This is a genomic window from Stutzerimonas nitrititolerans, from assembly GCF_003696285.1.
GTDB lineage: Bacteria > Pseudomonadota > Gammaproteobacteria > Pseudomonadales > Pseudomonadaceae > Stutzerimonas > Stutzerimonas nitrititolerans.
In genome coordinates this window covers 165,500-182,035 of record NZ_RFFL01000001.1, presented here as the reverse complement: position 1 = coordinate 182,035, position 16,536 = coordinate 165,500, and the positions used below count along the sequence as shown (strand labels likewise).

At 64.7% G+C, this 16,536-nt stretch carries 14 protein-coding genes; 5 read left to right on the top strand and 9 right to left on the bottom strand.

What is annotated here, in order from left to right; translation table 11 throughout:
- Window positions 1-155 precede the first annotated feature (155 nt).
- From EA795_RS00770 to hslR, 3 genes are all read right to left on the bottom strand, one after another.
- Window positions 156-1,697 (bottom strand): phosphoenolpyruvate carboxykinase, encoded by a 1,542-nt coding sequence (locus EA795_RS00770; RefSeq protein WP_122075016.1) that lies wholly within the window; start codon window positions 1,695-1,697, stop codon window positions 156-158.
- Between the two features lie 191 nt (window positions 1,698-1,888).
- Complete coding sequence (hslO, locus tag EA795_RS00765) at window positions 1,889-2,782, bottom strand: Hsp33 family molecular chaperone HslO (RefSeq protein WP_122075280.1); 894 nt, start codon at window positions 2,780-2,782, stop codon at window positions 1,889-1,891.
- A gap of 145 nt (window positions 2,783-2,927) precedes the next feature.
- Window positions 2,928-3,323 carry a ribosome-associated heat shock protein Hsp15 gene (gene hslR / locus EA795_RS00760; protein WP_014854525.1) on the bottom strand — a complete coding sequence of 132 codons (396 nt, stop codon included), beginning with the start codon at window positions 3,321-3,323 and terminating at the stop codon, window positions 2,928-2,930.
- Between the two features lie 114 nt (window positions 3,324-3,437).
- Between hslR and rimB the strand changes: the two genes are divergently transcribed.
- Both rimB and rimK read left to right on the top strand, forming a co-directional pair.
- Window positions 3,438-3,905, top strand: coding sequence for a retropepsin-like aspartic endopeptidase RimB (gene rimB / locus EA795_RS00755; protein WP_014854526.1), 468 nt, complete (start codon window positions 3,438-3,440; stop codon window positions 3,903-3,905).
- Window positions 3,902-4,807 (top strand): 30S ribosomal protein S6--L-glutamate ligase, encoded by a 906-nt coding sequence (gene rimK / locus EA795_RS00750; RefSeq protein ID WP_014854527.1) that lies wholly within the window; start codon window positions 3,902-3,904, stop codon window positions 4,805-4,807. Before rimB ends, rimK begins: the two co-directional genes overlap by 4 nt.
- A gap of 79 nt (window positions 4,808-4,886) precedes the next feature.
- Here rimK and EA795_RS00745 read toward each other — a convergent pair whose 3' ends face one another.
- On the bottom strand, window positions 4,887-6,206 hold the full coding sequence (locus EA795_RS00745) for an ATP-binding protein (RefSeq protein WP_122075014.1): 1,320 nt from the start codon (window positions 6,204-6,206) through the stop codon (window positions 4,887-4,889).
- A gap of 37 nt (window positions 6,207-6,243) precedes the next feature.
- The gene (ompR, locus tag EA795_RS00740; protein ID WP_014854529.1) at window positions 6,244-6,981 is read right to left on the bottom strand and encodes an osmolarity response regulator transcription factor OmpR; all 738 of its coding nucleotides are present in this window, start codon (window positions 6,979-6,981) and stop codon (window positions 6,244-6,246) included.
- A 282-nt stretch (window positions 6,982-7,263) separates the two neighbouring features.
- Here ompR and EA795_RS00735 point away from each other — a divergent pair, with 282 nt between their 5' ends.
- From EA795_RS00735 to gshA, 3 genes are all read left to right on the top strand, one after another.
- Window positions 7,264-9,576, top strand: a complete 2,313-nt coding sequence (locus tag EA795_RS00735; protein WP_122075012.1) for a Tex family protein — start codon at window positions 7,264-7,266, stop codon at window positions 9,574-9,576.
- 1 nt (window position 9,577) lies between these two features.
- On the top strand, window positions 9,578-9,967 hold the full coding sequence (locus tag EA795_RS00730; protein WP_014854531.1) for a PaaI family thioesterase: 390 nt from the start codon (window positions 9,578-9,580) through the stop codon (window positions 9,965-9,967).
- Window positions 9,968-10,145: 178 nt separating this feature from the next.
- Entirely contained in the window at window positions 10,146-11,723 is a 1,578-nt protein-coding gene (gene gshA, locus EA795_RS00725; protein ID WP_122075010.1) for a glutamate--cysteine ligase, read from the top strand.
- Between the two features lie 102 nt (window positions 11,724-11,825).
- Here gshA and argA read toward each other — a convergent pair whose 3' ends face one another.
- From argA to EA795_RS00705, 4 genes are all read right to left on the bottom strand, one after another.
- The gene (gene argA, locus EA795_RS00720) at window positions 11,826-13,124 is read right to left on the bottom strand and encodes an amino-acid N-acetyltransferase (protein ID WP_014854533.1); all 1,299 of its coding nucleotides are present in this window, start codon (window positions 13,122-13,124) and stop codon (window positions 11,826-11,828) included.
- A gap of 89 nt (window positions 13,125-13,213) precedes the next feature.
- Entirely contained in the window at window positions 13,214-14,371 is a 1,158-nt protein-coding gene (gene argE, locus EA795_RS00715) for an acetylornithine deacetylase (RefSeq protein WP_122075008.1), read from the bottom strand.
- A gap of 124 nt (window positions 14,372-14,495) precedes the next feature.
- Window positions 14,496-15,761, bottom strand: coding sequence for an inorganic phosphate transporter (locus tag EA795_RS00710; RefSeq protein WP_014854535.1), 1,266 nt, complete (start codon window positions 15,759-15,761; stop codon window positions 14,496-14,498).
- A gap of 37 nt (window positions 15,762-15,798) precedes the next feature.
- Entirely contained in the window at window positions 15,799-16,476 is a 678-nt protein-coding gene (locus EA795_RS00705; RefSeq protein WP_014854536.1) for a TIGR00153 family protein, read from the bottom strand.
- Between the last annotated feature and the right edge of the window lie 60 nt (window positions 16,477-16,536).

Here is a 16,536-nt window from a genome sequence, read left to right as displayed (position 1 = left end):
CCGTGCACCGTTCGAATCCATGGGCCATTGCTGATGGAAATCATCGACACCGTCGATCTTTTCCACCGCTGGATGTCGTCTCCCCGAAGGGCGCTACCGGGCGAGGAAAAACAAAAAAGCCGCCCGAAGGCGGCTTTCCTGATGAGGCTACAGCCTCAGAGTTGCGGACCGGCGGCCTGGATGGTCTCGGAAACATCGAACTTCTTGAAGTTTTCGATGAACTTGCCAGCCAGTTGCTTGGCCGCCTCGTCGTAGGCGCTCGGGTCGGCCCAGGTATTGCGCGGGTTGAGCAGCTGGGTATCGACGCCGGGCACAGCGGTCGGCACGTCCAGGTTGATGATCGGCAGATGCTCGGTCTGGGCACCGACCAGCGCACCATTCTGGATCGCCGCGATCACCGCACGGGTGGTCGGAATGCTGAAACGCTTGCCAACGCCGTAGCCGCCGCCGGTCCAGCCGGTGTTGACCAGGTAGACCTTGGAACCGAACGCCTGGATGCGCTTGATCAGCAGCTCGGCGTAGACACCGGCCGGACGCGGGAAGAAAGGTGCGCCGAAGCAGGTGGAGAAGGTCGACTTGATGCCGCTGCCCGAACCCATCTCGGTGGAACCGACCAGCGCGGTGTAGCCCGACAGGAAGTGGTAGGCCGCCTGCTCGTTGTTGAGGATCGAGACCGGAGGCAGTACGCCGGTCAGGTCACAGGTGAGGAAGATCACCGCGTTCGGCTCGCCGCCGAGGTTCTTCTCGGAACGCTTCTCGACGTGCTCCAGCGGATAGGCCGCGCGGCTGTTCTGGGTCAGGCTGGCGTCGGCGTAGTCCGGCACCTGGTTTTCGTCGAGCACGACGTTTTCCAGCACGCTGCCGAACTTGATGGCCTTCCAGATGACCGGCTCGTTCTTCTCCGACAGGTCGATGCACTTGGCGTAGCAGCCGCCTTCGATGTTGAACACCACGCCGGTGCCCCAGCCGTGTTCGTCATCGCCGATCAGGTAGCGCGACTCGTCGGCCGAGAGGGTGGTCTTGCCGGTGCCGGACAGGCCGAAGAACAGCGTCACGTCGCCTTCTTCGCCGATGTTGGCGGCGCAGTGCATCGGCAAAACGTCGGCTTCGGGCAGCAGGTAGTTCTGTACCGAGAACATGGCCTTCTTCATTTCACCGGCATAGCGCATGCCGGCGATCAGGACCTTCTTCTGAGCGAAGTTGATGATCACGCAGCCGTCGGAGTTGGTGCCGTCACGTTCAGGGGAGCACTCGAAATTGGCGACGTTGAGCACCTGCCACTCGTCCCGGCCAGCCGGGTTGTACTGCTCGGGATTGATGAACAGCTGGCGGCCGAAGAGGTTCTGCCAAGCCGTGGCGGTGGTCATCTTCACCGGCAGGTAGTGGGCTTCGGAGGAGCCTACATGAACGTGGGAAACGAAGTGATCCTGGGCCTGATTGAAGGTTTCGACGCGGTCCCAGAGGGCATCGAACTTGTCGGCGGGGAACGGACGGTTGATCGGACCCCAGGCGATGTTGCCCTGGCTGCCCGGCTCTTCGACGATGAAGCGATCGACGGGAGAACGGCCGGTACGATGCCCAGTCCTGACGACGAACGCGCCGTTGGCGGCCAGTTCGCCTTCGCCGCGTTTGATGGCTTGTTCAACCAGCAGGGCAGCGCTGATGTCGGTGTACACGGCGTTAGTGGCTTGCGTCATGAGTTCCCCGTCGGCCCTGGGCCGATTCCTCCATGCTGTTGTAGCGCGCCTGCTGGCGAGCTACATCTGAAAAAAGTGCGCGCGATTATGCCAGAAAAGGCGCCGCGCTGGGTATGAGCCCGTGATGGCGAAAAGGTTCACGTGGCGCATTCCTGGCCGATGGCAGGGGCCATCGACCATCGCGCGACCGATCAGTGGCGCGTGCCGGAAGGCCCTTCGATACCGGCGCCGGCGAACAACTGGGTGACGTCGGCGGCATCGAACCGGTACTTCTGGTTGCAGAACTGGCAGTCGATGGTGACGCTGCCGCCCTGCTCGCCGAGCAGCTGCTCGGCATCGTGCTGGCCCAGGCTGATCAGCGCCTTGGCCGAACGTTCGCGCGAGCAGCTGCAATGGAAACGGATCGGCCGGGGATCGAACAGCCGGACCTGCTCCTCGTGATAGAGGCGGTGCAGCAGGGTTTCGGTATTCAGGCCGAGCAATTCTTCGGCGGTCAGCGTATCGGCCAGGGTGCGCAGGTGCTGCCAGCTGGCCTCGCGCGCTTCGCCGTCGCGGATGCGGTTGGCCGGCAGTTGCTGCAGCAACAGGCCACAGGCGCGACGGCCATCGGCGTTCAACCAGAAGCGCGTCGGCAGCTGCTCGGACGAAGCGAAGTAGTTGGACAGGCTGTCTGCCAGGTCGATGCCATCCAGCGCCACGATGCCCTGGTAGCGCTGGCCATTGGCAGGGTCGATGGTCATCGCCAGCACGCCCTCGGGCATCAGCTCGGCCAGCGTGGCGCCGGGCGTCAGCTGTTCCTCGTGATAACGGGCGATGCCGCGTACTTCGCGCTCGCTGGAGCATTCGACCATCAGCAGCGGCACCGCGCCCGCCGAACGCGCCTGCAGCACCAGCAAGCCATCGAACTTCAGTGTACCGACCAGCAACGCCGCGGCGGCTAGCAATTCGCCGAGCAGCTGCGCGACCGGCTCGGGATAAGGATGCTTGGCCAGCACCTCGACGTAGCTGCGCTCGAGCCCGACCCACTCGCCACGCACGTCGGTGTCATCGAAAAGGAAACGCTGGGTGTAATCGGAATCGAGCATGGGCATACCAGAAGGCAGAGTATGGGTCAGGGCCGGCGCCACGGATACCGAGCGACCTCCTGCGAGATCGCGGCTCCGGTGCAGGGCACCTGCAAGAAGGGACCGCATTCTAGGTTGAAAGTGGCGACCGTCCAACCGGCGCGGCTCATTGTGCGTCCGAGCGGAAGCGCTGCAGATCGCGCCGCTGCTTCTTGCTCGGCCGGCCATCGGTCTCCACGCCCAGGGCGCCGGCCTTGCGCATGGCGGCGGCCTTTTCACGGCGCGCCTGGCTTTCGGCGGTCTCCTCGTACAGCTGCTGGGCTTCGGGGGCGCCTCGGCGTACGGCCGACAGCGCGCGAATCACCACCGTGCGCTCATCGAAGCCGGCACGAATCACCAGCTCCTCACCGACCTTGGGTTCCTTGCTCGGCTTGCAGCGCTCACCCTTGCAATGCACCTTGCCGCCCTCGATGGCGGCCTTGGCCAGCGCCCGCGTCTTGAAGAAACGCGCCGCCCACAACCACTTGTCCAGACGGACCTTGCCGTCGTCTTTTTCGCTCATCGTTCAACTCTGCCTGGCTGTGTCTGTCTATCTCTTTGCCATAGCGTCTTACAGGTGGATGCGCTTGTCATGCGCGACATCTAGAATGCGCCGAAATCGATTGGATACGACCCCTTGAAGCGTCTCGACCCCCATACCGTCATCGGTTTGCGCGAATGGATCGCCCTGCCCGAGCTTGGCGTGGTCGGCCTGCGCGCGAAGATCGATACGGGCGCCAGCACCTCGGCGCTGCATGCCACCGAGATCAGTGAATTCGAGCGTGACGGCGAGCGCTGGGTGCGTTTCACCGCCCATCTGGGCACGCTGGTACAGCGTCGTCATCGCTGCGAAGCGCCGCTGGTGACCCGCAAGCTGATCAAGAGCTCCAACGGCCATACCCAGACCCGCTACGTGGTACGCACGCTGCTGGCCCTGGGCGACCACCTGTGGCCGGTGGAATTCACCCTGACCTGCCGCAAGACCATGCGCTATCGCCTGCTGCTGGGCTCCAAGGCCCTGATGGACGGCCACTGGCTGATCGACCCTTCGCGCACCTACGTGCAGCACAAACCTCAGACCCTCACTTCTTCCGGTGCCCAATGAAAATCGCCGTGCTGTCGCGCAACCCACGCCTGTATTCGACCCGCCGCCTGGTGGAGGCCGGCCAGCAGCGCGGCCATGAAATGGTGGTGATCGACACCCTGCGCGCCTACATGAACATCGCCAGCCACAAACCGCAGATCCATTATCGCGGCCGTCCGCTGGAAGGCTTCGACGCGGTGATCCCGCGCATCGGCGCCTCCGTCACCTTCTATGGCTGCGCGGTGCTGCGCCAGTTCGAGATGATGGGCGTGTTCCCGCTCAACGAGTCGGTGGCCATCGCCCGCTCGCGGGACAAGCTGCGCTCGCTGCAATTGCTGTCGCGGCGCGGCATCGGCCTGCCGGTGACCGGCTTCGCCCACTCCCCCGACGACATCGCCGACCTGATCCAGATGGTCGGCGGCGCGCCGCTGGTGATCAAGGTGCTGGAGGGTACCCAGGGCATCGGCGTGGTGCTGTGCGAAACCGAGAAGGCCGCCGAATCGGTGATCGAGGCCTTCATGAGCCTTAAGCAGGACATCATGGTGCAGGAATACATCAAGGAAGCCGGCGGAGCCGACATCCGCTGCTTCGTCGTCGGCGACAAGGTGATCGCGGCGATGAAGCGCCAGGCCAAGCCCGGCGAGTTCCGCTCCAACCTGCACCGCGGCGGCAGCGCCAGCCTGATCAAGATCACCCCGGAAGAGCGCATGACCGCCATCCGCGCGGCCAAGGTCATGGGCCTTTCCGTGGCCGGCGTGGACATCCTGCGCTCCAACCACGGGCCGCTGGTGATGGAGGTGAACTCCTCGCCGGGCCTGGCCGGCATCGAGGAAACCACCGGCAAGGACGTCGCCGGGCTGATCATCCAGTACCTGGAAAAGAATGCCGGCCCGCATCTGACGCGGACCAAGGGCAAGGGCTAAGCAAGACTGGATTGGCCCAGGGCAATGCCTTTCAAGCCTTGTCGTCCAGCGTTCCAGCCTCGAGCGCTTTCGTCGGCTCTTACGTCTTTATCGCATCCCTCGGCAACAGCAGCCCCAGCGGCAGGCTGACCCGCGCTTCCAAGCCGCCGCCTTCGCGGTTGCGCAGCTCGATGATGCCGCCATGCTGCGAGGCGATGCGCTTGACGATGGCCAGGCCGAGGCCCGTGCCCTGGCCGCCGCGTGCGCGGTCGCCGCGAATGAAGGGGTTGAAGATCTCGTTGAGCTCGTCCGGATCGATTCCGGCGCCGCGGTCGAGCACGCTGAGCACCACATAAGGCGCGTTGTGGTCGCCGGACATGCGCGCCACTACCTCGACACCATCACCGCCGTAGCGCTGCGCGTTCTCGATCAGGTTGACCAGCAGGCGCTTGATCGAGACCCGCCGCAGCGCCAGCACCGGCATCGGTTCGACGCGCAGACGCACAGTGTTCTCGTACTGGTTGTAGGGCGCTACCACCTCGCGCACCAGCTCGCCGAGATCGATCTTCTCGACCGGTTCGTCGCTGCCGTCGCGGACGAAGGCGAGGAACTGATCGAGGATGGCGTCCATGTCCTCGACATCGCGGATCATGTCGTCGGTCAGCTCATCGTCGCTGGCCATCAGCTCCAGCGACAAGCGCAGCCGCGTCAGCGGCGTGCGCAGGTCATGGGACACGCCCGCGAGCATCAGCTCGCGCTCGCGCCCGGCCTGTTCGACGTCCTCGGCCATCTGGTTGAAGGCCCGGTAGACCTCGGTCATCTCGCTCGGCGTATCGCTGATCGGCAGGCGCACCCGCCGGCCCTTGCCGAGCTGGCGCGCGGCGTAGACCAGGCGCTTGAGCGGCAGGTTCAGCTGGCCGACGAAGATCCACGCCGCGGCGGTGGAGAGCAGGCCGATACCGAGGAACCAGCCGAGCACGCTCCAGATCCGCTGCCCACGCAGCGGGTAGGCGTAGAGCGGCACCCGCAGCCAGTCCGGGCCCAGGCTCGGCGCGCGCACCCAGAGCGCGGTATCCGGCTGGATGCGTACCCGTACCTCGGTGTCCGGGCCGAGCTCGGCCTGCATCTGCCGCTGGAAGATTTCCGTGTAGGGCCAGTGGTATTCGCTCGGCGGCACCTGCGCGCCAGCCACCCGCTGAATATCCGCCGCCGCACCGATGCGTTCGCGATTGGCCTCATCGGCGGCCCAGTAGGCCCGCAGCGTCAAGGCCGCACCATGGCTGTACTGGCGATCGACCATGACGTCCTCGTTCATCATCAGGTACAGCAGCATCAGTACCTTGGAGAACAGCACGACGATCAGCACCATCCACAGGGTGCGGGCGAAGAAGCTTTGCGGGAACCAGAGCGGAGTCTTCATAAATCGAAAGCCGACAGGAGCGCCTTATATCGGCTTTTCAACCCTTGTTGCCATCGGGCACGAACACATAGCCGACGCCCCAGACCGTCTGGATATAGCGCGGCTTGGACGGGTCGGGCTCGATCAGACGGCGCAGGCGCGAGATCTGCACGTCGATGGAGCGCTCCAGCGCATCCCATTCGCGGCCACGGGCCAGGTTCATCAGCTTGTCGCGGGTCAGGGGTTCGCGGGCATGCTGCACCAGCGCCTTGAGCACGGCGAATTCGCCGGTGGTGAGCATGTGTATCTGGTCGCCTTTCTTGAGCTCGCGCGTGGCCAGGAACAGCTCGTAGTCGCCGAAGGTCACCGTTTCGTCTTCGCTGCCCGGCGCGCCCGGAACCTGTGGCGCCTGTCGGCGCAGCACCGCGCGAATCCGCGCCAGCAACTCGCGCGGGTTGAAGGGCTTGGCCAGGTAGTCGTCGGCCCCCTGCTCCAGCCCCTGGATGCGGCTGGACTCATCGCCCTTGGCGGTGAGCATGATGATAGGGATCTGGTTGCCGCCAGCACGCAGGCGCGCGCAGGCCGACAGGCCATCCTCGCCGGGCATCATCAGGTCGAGCACCACCAGATGGAACAGCTCGCGGCTGAGCAGGCGATTCATCTGCTCGGTGTTTTCCACGGTACGCACGCGATAGCCCTGCTCGTCGAGAAAACGCTCCAGCAGACGCCGCAGGCGCGCATCGTCATCGACGATCAGAATCTTTTCACCTTCGCTGGCTGGCGCTGGGTTGCTCATGGAAACTCCCGAATTTATCGACGGCGCATTATGCGCCTACAGGTATAAGCGCTACTGACGGCCATTGTTAGCAGATTTTGCGAAATACGCAGAATCGCGCTGTCGGCTTCAACCCGCCCGGCACCTGGCTACCAGACGATGTTTGCCGGCGGAAAAATTTCCGCCCTACGGCCTCGTGCCGCTTTTTCTTCCGGCTTCCGGCCTCAAGCTTCCAGCTGCCTTTATAATCCCGCCCTTTCGCGCAGGCACGGCCTGCATGGTTTGACTGACCCAGGTAGGTTCATGGACAGCATCAATTCCCGCATCGCCAACGAGCTGGGCGTGCGCCCGCAACAGGTAGCCGCCGCCGTGGCGCTGCTCGACGAAGGCTCCACCGTGCCCTTCATCGCCCGTTACCGCAAGGAAGTCACCGGCAGCCTCGACGATACCCAGCTGCGCAATCTGGAGGAGCGCCTGCGCTACCTGCGCGAGCTGGACGAACGCCGCGCCTCGATCCTCGCCAGCATCGAGGAGCAGGGCAAACTCACCCCCGAGCTCGCCCGCGAGATCAACCTGGCCGACACCAAGACCCGCCTGGAAGACCTCTACCTGCCCTACAAGCAGAAGCGCCGTACCAAGGGCCAGATCGCCCTGGAAGCCGGCCTCGGCGAGCTGGCCGACGCGCTGTTCGCCGATCCGAGCCTGACGCCCGAAACCGAAGCCGAGCGCTTCATCGATGCCGAGAAGGGATTCGCCGACACCAAGGCCGTGCTCGAAGGTGCCAAGTACATCCTCATGGAGCGCTTCGCCGAGGACGCCGATCTGCTGGCCAAGCTGCGCGACTTCCTCAAGCACAACGCCACCCTGAGCGCCCGCGTGGTGCCGGGCAAGGAGGCCGAAGGCGCCAAGTTCAGCGATTATTTCGAGCACGACGAGATTCTCAAGAACACCCCATCGCACCGCGCCTTGGCAATCTTCCGCGGCCGCAACGAGGGCATTCTGAGTATCGCGCTCAAGGTCGGTGACGAGGCGCCGGGCAGCATGCACCCGGGTGAGACGATGATCGGCGAGCGCTTCGGCATCGACAATCGCGGTCGCGCCGCCGACAAGTGGCTGGGCGAAGTAGTGCGCTGGACCTGGAAGGTCAAGCTCTACACCCACCTGGAAACCGACCTGCTGGGCGAGCTGCGCGACAAGGCCGAGGACGATGCCATCGGCGTCTTCGCGCGCAACCTGCATGACCTGTTACTGGCCGCCCCGGCCGGGCCGCGCGCGACCCTGGCGCTGGATCCGGGCCTGCGCACCGGCTGCAAGGTGGCGGTGGTCGATGCCACCGGCAAGCTGCTCGACACCGCCACCGTCTACCCGCACGCGCCGCGCAACGACTGGGACGGCACCCTGGCGATCCTGGCCAAGCTCTGTGCCAAGCATGGGGTGGACCTTATCGCCATCGGCAACGGCACCGCCAGCCGCGAGACCGACAAGCTGGCAGGCGAGCTGATCAAGAAGGTGCCGGGGCTGAAGCTCACCAAGATCATGGTCAGCGAGGCCGGCGCCTCGGTGTATTCGGCCTCGGAACTGGCCGCCAAGGAATTCCCCGATCTGGACGTGTCGCTGCGCGGCGCCGTATCCATTGCCCGCCGCCTGCAGGACCCGCTGGCCGAGCTGGTGAAGATCGAGCCCAAGGCCATCGGCGTCGGCCAGTACCAGCACGACGTGTCACAGCTGAAGCTGGCGCGCTCGCTGGACGCGGTGGTCGAGGACTGCGTGAACGCCGTGGGCGTCGACGTCAACACCGCTTCCGCCGCGCTGCTGGCGCGCATCTCCGGGCTCAACGCGACGCTGGCCAACAACATCGTGCAGTACCGCGACGCCAACGGCGCATTCGTCTCCCGCGCACAGCTGAAGAAGGTCCCGCGCTTGGGCGAGAAAACCTTCGAGCAGGCCGCCGGCTTCCTCCGCGTGATGAACGGCGACAACCCGCTGGACGCCTCCGCGGTGCACCCGGAAACCTATCCGCTGGTCACCCGTATCGCCGCCGATACCGGCCGCGACATCCGTTCGCTGATCGGCGACTCGGCCTTCCTCAAGCGCCTCGACCCGCAGAAATTCACCGACGAGACCTTCGGCCTGCCCACCGTCACCGACATCCTCGGCGAGCTGGACAAGCCCGGCCGTGACCCGCGCCCCGAGTTCAAGACCGCCGAGTTCCAGGAGGGCGTGGAGAAGCTCAGCGACCTCGAACCCGGCATGGTGCTCGAAGGCGTGGTGACCAACGTGACCAACTTCGGCGCCTTCGTCGACATCGGCGTGCATCAGGATGGCCTGGTGCACATCAGCGCGCTGTCGGAAAAGTTCGTCAAAGACCCCTACGAAGTGGTCAAAGCCGGTGACATCGTCAAGGTCAAGGTCATGGAGGTGGACATCCCGCGCAACCGCGTCGGCCTGTCCATGCGCATGAGCGACACCCCCGGCGAGAAGACCGAAGGCCCCCGTGGCGGCAAGCCGCGCGGCAACGCACCGCGCAGCGAGCGCCATGCGCCGCAGGACAAGCCGGCACCGGCCAACAACGCCATGGCGGCGCTGTTCGCCAACGCCAAGCAGTTGAGGAAATAAGATGAGCATTCAAGTCGAGGCGGTGGGCAATTCCAGCGCCTTCGGCCGCCTGCTCGGCCTGGAGATCCACAAGGTCGGGAACGGCGAGGCCATACTCGGACTGAGCATGCACGACGGCCTGCGCAACCTGCACGGCAAGCTGCACGGCGGTGCGCTGTTCTCGCTGATCGACACCGCCATGGGCCAGGCCAGCCACAGCCTCAACGACGGCGTGCCGAACAGCGTGACCCTGGAATGCAAGCTCAACTACATCCGCCCGGTGACCGAAGGCGAGCTGACCTGCCGTGCCTGGGTGGTGCATGCCGGCCGCCGCACCCAGGTCCTCGAAGCCGAGGTTCATCAAGGCGAGAAGCTGATCGCCAAGGCACAATCGACCTTCGCCTGTCTGTAGGTGGCGGCGGAAGGCCAGAGAGGAAAGCATCGCGCTTTTCACCCTCGCCTCTACCCCTCTCTCGCCAAGGGAGAGGGGTACGGCAGGAACCCGACGCCCGGAAAGCCGCTTTTGTAGCTTGAAGCTTGCCGCTCGCCACCCCATATTGGCCCCACTTTCGCGTGAAGGAACCCACAAGTTGAGCGACCTCCTCTCCCATCGCCTGGCATTGCTGGCCGAGCCCCCGAACCTTCCGCTGCTCTCGCAATGCCTGCATGGGATCGAGCGCGAATGCCTGCGCATCGATGATCGAGGCGAACTGGCCATGACGCCGCACCCTCGTGCGCTGGGCTCGGCGCTGACACACCCGAAGATCACCACCGATTACTCCGAGGCGCTGCTGGAGTTCATCACCGGCACCGCGACCGACCCGCAGCAGACCCTGGCCGAGCTGGACGCCATCCACCGCTACACCTACGGCAAGCTCGCCGACGAATGGCTGTGGAGCCCCTCTATGCCGGGCCATTTGCCGGAAGAGGCGCAGATTCCCATTGCCGAGTACGGCAGTTCCAACATCGGCCGGCTCAAGCACGTCTACCGCCAGGGCCTGGCGCTGCGCTACGGCAAGACCATGCAGTGCATCGCCGGCATCCACTACAACTTCTCGCTGCCCGAGACGCTGTGGTCGCTGCTGCAGGCTGACGAGGGCGACCAGCGCAAACGCCAGGACTACCAGTCCTCGCGCTACATCGCGCTGATTCGCAACTTCCGCCGCTATAGCTGGCTGCTGATGTACCTGTTCGGCGCCTCTCCGGCGCTGGATTCCAGCTTCATGCGCGGCCGCCCGCACCAGCTCGAACGACTCGACGAAAACACCCTCTACCTGCCCTGGGCCACCAGCCTGCGCATGAGCGACCTGGGCTACCAGAGCAACGCCCAGGCCGGCCTGACGCCCTGCTACGACGACCTGTCCAGCTACACCGACAGCCTGCACAAGGCGGTCTCGACCCCCTATCCGGCCTATGCCGCGATGGGCACCAAGGACGCCGAGGGCAACTGGCTGCAGCTCAATACCAACGTGCTGCAGATCGAGAACGAGTACTACTCCAACATCCGTCCCAAGCGCGTCACCGAAAGCGGCGAGCGGCCGCTGCAGGCGCTGCGTGCACGCGGCATCCAGTACATCGAAGTGCGCTGCCTGGACATCAACCCCTTCCTGCCGCTGGGCATCGACCTCGACGAATCGCGCTTCCTCGATGCCTTCCTGCTGTTCTGTGCGCTGGAAGACAGCCCCTGCCTGGTGCAGGGCGAGTGCGGCGCCAGCCAGGCCAACTTCCTCAAGGTGGTCACCGAAGGCCGCAAGCCGGGCCTTGAGCTACAACGCTGCGGCGAGCCGGTGGCCTTGCAGAGCTGGGCCGGGGAACTGCTCGCACGGATCGGCCAGGTGGCGGCGCTGCTGGACCAGGCCCAGGGTGGCGACCAGCATGCCCAGGCACTGGCTGCGCAACAGGCCAAGGTCGCCGACAGCAGCCTGACCCCCTCGGCGCGGCTGCTCGACGCGCTCAAACGCAGCGGCGAGAGCTTCAGCCAGTTCGCCCTGCGCCAGAGCCGGTTGCATGCCGAGCACTTCCGCCAACAGCCGCTGACGGCCGCCGAAACAGCCTGCTTCGATACCGCCAGCCAAGCCTCCCTGGCCCAGCAAACCACCATGGAAGCGGCCGACACGCAGGATTTCGACAGCTTCGTCGAGGAGTATCAGCGGAGTTTGATGGCTTAAAGGCCATGTAGGGTGGATGTCGCTTTTTACATCCACCGAGACTCCGCTTGGTGGATCGATAACGCGTGATCCACCCTACACCAGGCGATTGCCTAGCAGCGGTTACAAGGCCTTTTCGAACACCTTCGACTGGCGCTGGAAGTTGTACAGCGACGCTCGTGCCGCCGGCAGGCGCTCGACCCCACTGGGCTGGAAGCCGCGCTCTCGGAACCAGTGGGCGGTGCGGGTGGTGAGCACGAACAGGGTTTTCAGGCCCAGCTGGCGGGCGCGCGCCTCGATGCGTTCGAGCAGCTCGTCGCCACGGCCGCCATGGCGATATTCGGGATTGACCGCCAGGCAGGCCAGTTCGCCCCAGTCCGAATCGGGGATGGGATAGAGCGCGGCGCAGGCGATGATCAGCCCGTCGCGCTCGACGATGCTGAACTGCTCCACCTCGCGCTCCAGCACCTCGCGCGAGCGGCGCACCAGGATACCCTGCTCCTCCAGAGGCGTGATCAGATCGATCAGGCCGCCCACGTCCTCGATGGTCGCCTCGCGCAATTGCTCGAACTGTTCCTGCGCCACCAGGGTGCCGCCGCCGTCGCGGGTGAAGAGTTCGTTGAGCAGCGCGCCGTCGTCGGCATAGCTGACCAGGTGGCTACGCCGCACGCCGCCACGGCAGGCCTGAGCGGCGGCGTCCAGCAGCTCGGCCTGGTAATCGCTGCCCAGGCGCTCGACATGGGCCGGAATCTGCGGCGGGCGCAGTTCGCGCACCAAATTGCCGGCTTCGTCCAGCAGACCGCGTTCGGCGCCGTAGAGCACCAGCTTGTCGGCCTGCAGATCGATGGCCGCGCGGGTGGCTACGTCTTCGCAGGCCAGGTTGAAGATTTCCCCGGTGGGCGAATAACCCAGCGGTGAAAGCAGCACGATGGTGCGCTCGTCCAGCAGCCGGCCGATGCCCTTGCGGTCGACCCGCCGAACTTCGCCGGTGTGCTGATAATCGACCCCCTCAACCACGCCGATCGGCCGCGCGGTGACGAAGTTGCCGCTGGCCACGCGCAGCCGAGCGCCCTGCATCGGCGAGGCGGCCATGTCCATCGACAACCGCGCCTCAAGGGCGATGCGCATATGCCCGACGGCATCGATCACACACTCCAGCGCGGCGGAGTCGGTGACGCGCAGTCCGCGGTGAACGCGCGGTTCGATGCCGCGCGCCGCCAGCCGCGCCTCGATCTGCGGGCGCGATCCGAACACCAGCACCAGGCGCACGCCGAGGCTGTGCAGCAGTACCAGGTCGTGAACGATGTTGCCGAAATTGGGGTGTTCCAGCCCATCGCCCGGCAGCATGACCACGAAGGTGCGTTCACGGTGCGAGTTGATGTAGGGCGAGGAGTCGCGAAGCCAGGTGACGTAGTCGTGCATGTTGCAGAAGCCTTCAGGTGACAGCTTGAGGTCCGGTAGCCGGGTGGGGAATGCGGGCGCGGGAGCAGATTCGATGGTCGAAACTGCTCCTATCCTCGGCTGGCCGGCTGCAGGCAGTAGTGGTCGATCATGGCGCGCAGCAGTCTCACGGTGGGTTCGATTCTGTCGAGATCCAGATATTCGTCCGGCTGGTGGGCGCAGGCGATGTCGCCGGGGCCGAGCACCAGAGTCTCGCAGCCAAGCTGCTGAAGATAAGGCGCTTCGGTGGCGAACGCCACTGCCTCGGCGGCGTGGCCGGTCAGCCGTTCGGCGAGCCTGACCAGCTCGCCGCCCGCCGGTTGCTCGAAGGGCGGCACGCTGGGGAACAGCGGCGCCAGCTCGATCGTCACCTGGTGCTGTTCGGCCAGCGGCTGCAGGCGCTGGCGAATGGCGGCGCGCAGCTGCTCGGGGTCCATCCCCGGCAATGGCCGCAGGTCGAACTCCAGCGCGCACTGGCCGCAAATGCGGTTGGGGTTGTCGCCGCCATGGATGCAGCCGAGGTTGAGCGTCGGCTGCGGCACGTCGAACAGCGGATTGTTGTACTCGCGCTGCCATTGCTGACGCAGCGCCAGCAGCTCGCCCATCACGCCGTGCATGGCTTCCAGCGCGCTATGGCCGTAGGCCGGATTGGAGGAGTGCCCGCTCTGCCCATGAATCTCGATGCCTTCCATCATGATGCCCTTGTGCAGCCGCACGGGCCGCAACCCGGTGGGCTCGCCGATCACCGCGGCACGCCCCAGCGGCCGACCGGCATCGGCCAACGCGCGGGCGCCGGACATGGAGCTTTCCTCGTCGCAGGTGGCGAGGATCAGCAGCGGCTGCCTGAACGGCTGGTCGAGCAGCGGCAGCACCGCCTCGATGATCAGCGCGAAGAAGCCCTTCATGTCGCAACTGCCGAGGCCATACCAGCGGTCGTCGGCCTCGCGCAGGCGCAGCGGGTCGGACTGCCACAACTCCGCATCGAAGGGCACGGTGTCGCTGTGCCCGGCCAGCACCAGCCCGCCAGGACCGCTGCCGTAGCTGGCCAGCAGGTTGAACTTGCCGCGCTCTACTTCCCGAATTTCACAGGCGAAGCCAAGGCCACCCAGCCAAGCTGACAGCAGCTCGATCACTGGGCGATTGGTCTGGTCCCAGTGCGGCTGGGTGCAACTGACCGAAGGGGCGGCAATGAGTTCGGCGAAACGCTGCTTGAGCGGGGGAAGGGCCACCGGCTACCTCCGTGATATCGGACGATGCCGCAGTGAAACACGAAACACCTTGCAATTGGAGCCAACTCAAAACAAAACGCCCCGTCCATTGGGCGGGGCGCCTTAGCTTCAACCTCGGACTACATCAAGTGAAGACCGCCTGGAGGATCAGGAAGAAAACGATCGACAGTGCAGCGCCAACCGGCAGCGTCACCAGCCAGGAGGTGAAAATCTTGCCAATCACGCCCAGGTTAAGCGCGCCGATACCACGAGCGAGACCGATGCCCAGTACCGCACCGACCAGTGTATGGGTGGTGGAGATCGGCAGGCCCAGGGCCGACGCTGTGACCACTGTCGTGGCCGTCGCCAGCTCGGCGGCGAAGCCGCGACTGGGGGTCAGCTCGGTGATTTCCCGACCGATGGTGGCGATCACCTTGTAGCCGTAGGTAGCCAGGCCGATCACGATGCCGACCGCCCCCAGCAGCAGCACCCATCCCGGCACGGCGGACTTGGCGCCGATGGTCATGTCGCCACCGGCCTGGATCGCGCCCACCACCGCTGCCAGCGGCCCGACGGCATTGGCCACATCGTTGGCACCGTGAGCGAAGGCCATGGCACAGGCAGTGAAGATCATCAGAACGGCGAAGACCTTTTCCACGCTGGCGAAATGGAACGCCCGGTCGGCCTCCTCGTCCACCTGAATGCGGGTCAGCAGCGCCATGCCCAGCAGCGCCACAAGCAGGCCCAGGCCCACCGAGAGCATCAGGCTCTGCGGGGTGTTCAGGTCGATACCAACGTGTTTCAGACCCTTAGTGAAGGTCATCAGCGCGACCATGAAACCGGTCAGGAACATATACAGCGGCACATAGCGCTTGGCGTTCTTGAACGGGTTATCGGTGTTCATGATCAGCGCCTGCACGCTCATGAACAGGCCAAAGGCGATCACACCGGACATGAAAGGCGTTACCACCCAACTGGCGACGATGGGTCCGATGGCACCCCAGTGGACCGCATCAGCCGAAATGCCCACGGCGGCGAAACCGATCACCGCGCCGACGATGGAATGGGTGGTTGAAACCGGCCAGCCGCGAATCGAGGCAATAAACAGCCAGGTGCCGGCGGCCAGCAACGAGGACATCATGCCGAGAATAAAGAGGTCCGGCGGTATCAGTTCGGCATCGACGATGCCGTTCTTGATGGTCTCAGTGACCTGCCCGCCCGCCAGATAAGCGCCGCAGAACTCGAAAACCATTGCGATCAGAATGGCTTGCTTGATGGTCAGCGCACGCGAGCCGACCGACGTACCCATGGCGTTGGCCACATCGTTGGCGCCAACGCCCCAGGCCATGAAAAAACCGAACGCGCAGGCGAGCACCAGGAGTACGAAGCCGTATTCCGAGACAAAAGACATAAAGATTTACCTGTTGAACCAGAAAGGATGCTGGCGCTCAACGCGCCAGCAATTGTTCCAGACGATTGCCGACGCGCTCGGCGCGGTCAGCCACGTCACCGATCCATTCGATGATCTTGTAGAGGAACATGACGTCTACCGGAGGCAATTCCTTTTCCAGCCTGTACAGTTCACGACGAACCGTGATCTGCATGCGATCGGTTTCGCGCTCGATTTCCTCGAGCTCCTCGACCATGCTTTCGACATGTGCTGCTTCGCGCCCGCTGAAGCCGGTTTCGAGCAGTGAATCAAGCTCCTTGAGTGCCTTGAGCGCCTGGCTGCTGGCATCGACGCTGCGCTGAACGAAAGCCAGCATCTTCGGTTGCAGCGGCACCGGAATGGTCATGCAGCGGCCCAACATCAGACCGGCGATGTCCTTGGCGCGGTTGGCGATCTTGTCCTGTACACTCAGCAGTTCCAGCAGATCAGAGCGCGGCACCGGCAGGAACAGACTCTTGGGCAGGTGCTGGCGAACATTCTTCTTGAGCTTGTCAGCCTCGTTCTCCAGCTGAGCCATCTCTTTCTGGATCTGCTCGACCCGTTCCCAGTCTTCTTCCGTGATCGCCTGAAACAGGGGCACCAGGTTGGCGGCGCATTCGTGGGACTTGGCCATGTGCTGCTGCATCGGGCCGATGGGCGAGCGCCCGAACAGGCTGACGAATGGATTGATTGGCATAGGGAATACCCCGGCTTCAGAAGGCGGCAAGTATACGGACAGGCCATCACGCCTGCTACC

Coding starts and splice junctions, on each gene's coding strand:
- EA795_RS00770 (WP_122075016.1), bottom strand. CDS start 1,697: ATGACGCAAGCCACTAACGCCGTGTACACCGACATCAGCGCTGCCCTG.
- hslO (WP_122075280.1), bottom strand. CDS start 2,782: ATGCTCGATTCCGATTACACCCAGCGTTTCCTTTTCGATGACACCGAC.
- hslR (WP_014854525.1), bottom strand. CDS start 3,323: ATGAGCGAAAAAGACGACGGCAAGGTCCGTCTGGACAAGTGGTTGTGG.
- rimK (WP_014854527.1), top strand. CDS start 3,902: ATGAAAATCGCCGTGCTGTCGCGCAACCCACGCCTGTATTCGACCCGC.
- EA795_RS00745 (WP_122075014.1), bottom strand. CDS start 6,206: ATGAAGACTCCGCTCTGGTTCCCGCAAAGCTTCTTCGCCCGCACCCTG.
- ompR (WP_014854529.1), bottom strand. CDS start 6,981: ATGAGCAACCCAGCGCCAGCCAGCGAAGGTGAAAAGATTCTGATCGTC.
- EA795_RS00735 (WP_122075012.1), top strand. CDS start 7,264: ATGGACAGCATCAATTCCCGCATCGCCAACGAGCTGGGCGTGCGCCCG.
- EA795_RS00730 (WP_014854531.1), top strand. CDS start 9,578: ATGAGCATTCAAGTCGAGGCGGTGGGCAATTCCAGCGCCTTCGGCCGC.
- argA (WP_014854533.1), bottom strand. CDS start 13,124: ATGCACGACTACGTCACCTGGCTTCGCGACTCCTCGCCCTACATCAAC.
- EA795_RS00710 (WP_014854535.1), bottom strand. CDS start 15,761: ATGTCTTTTGTCTCGGAATACGGCTTCGTACTCCTGGTGCTCGCCTGC.
- EA795_RS00705 (WP_014854536.1), bottom strand. CDS start 16,476: ATGCCAATCAATCCATTCGTCAGCCTGTTCGGGCGCTCGCCCATCGGC.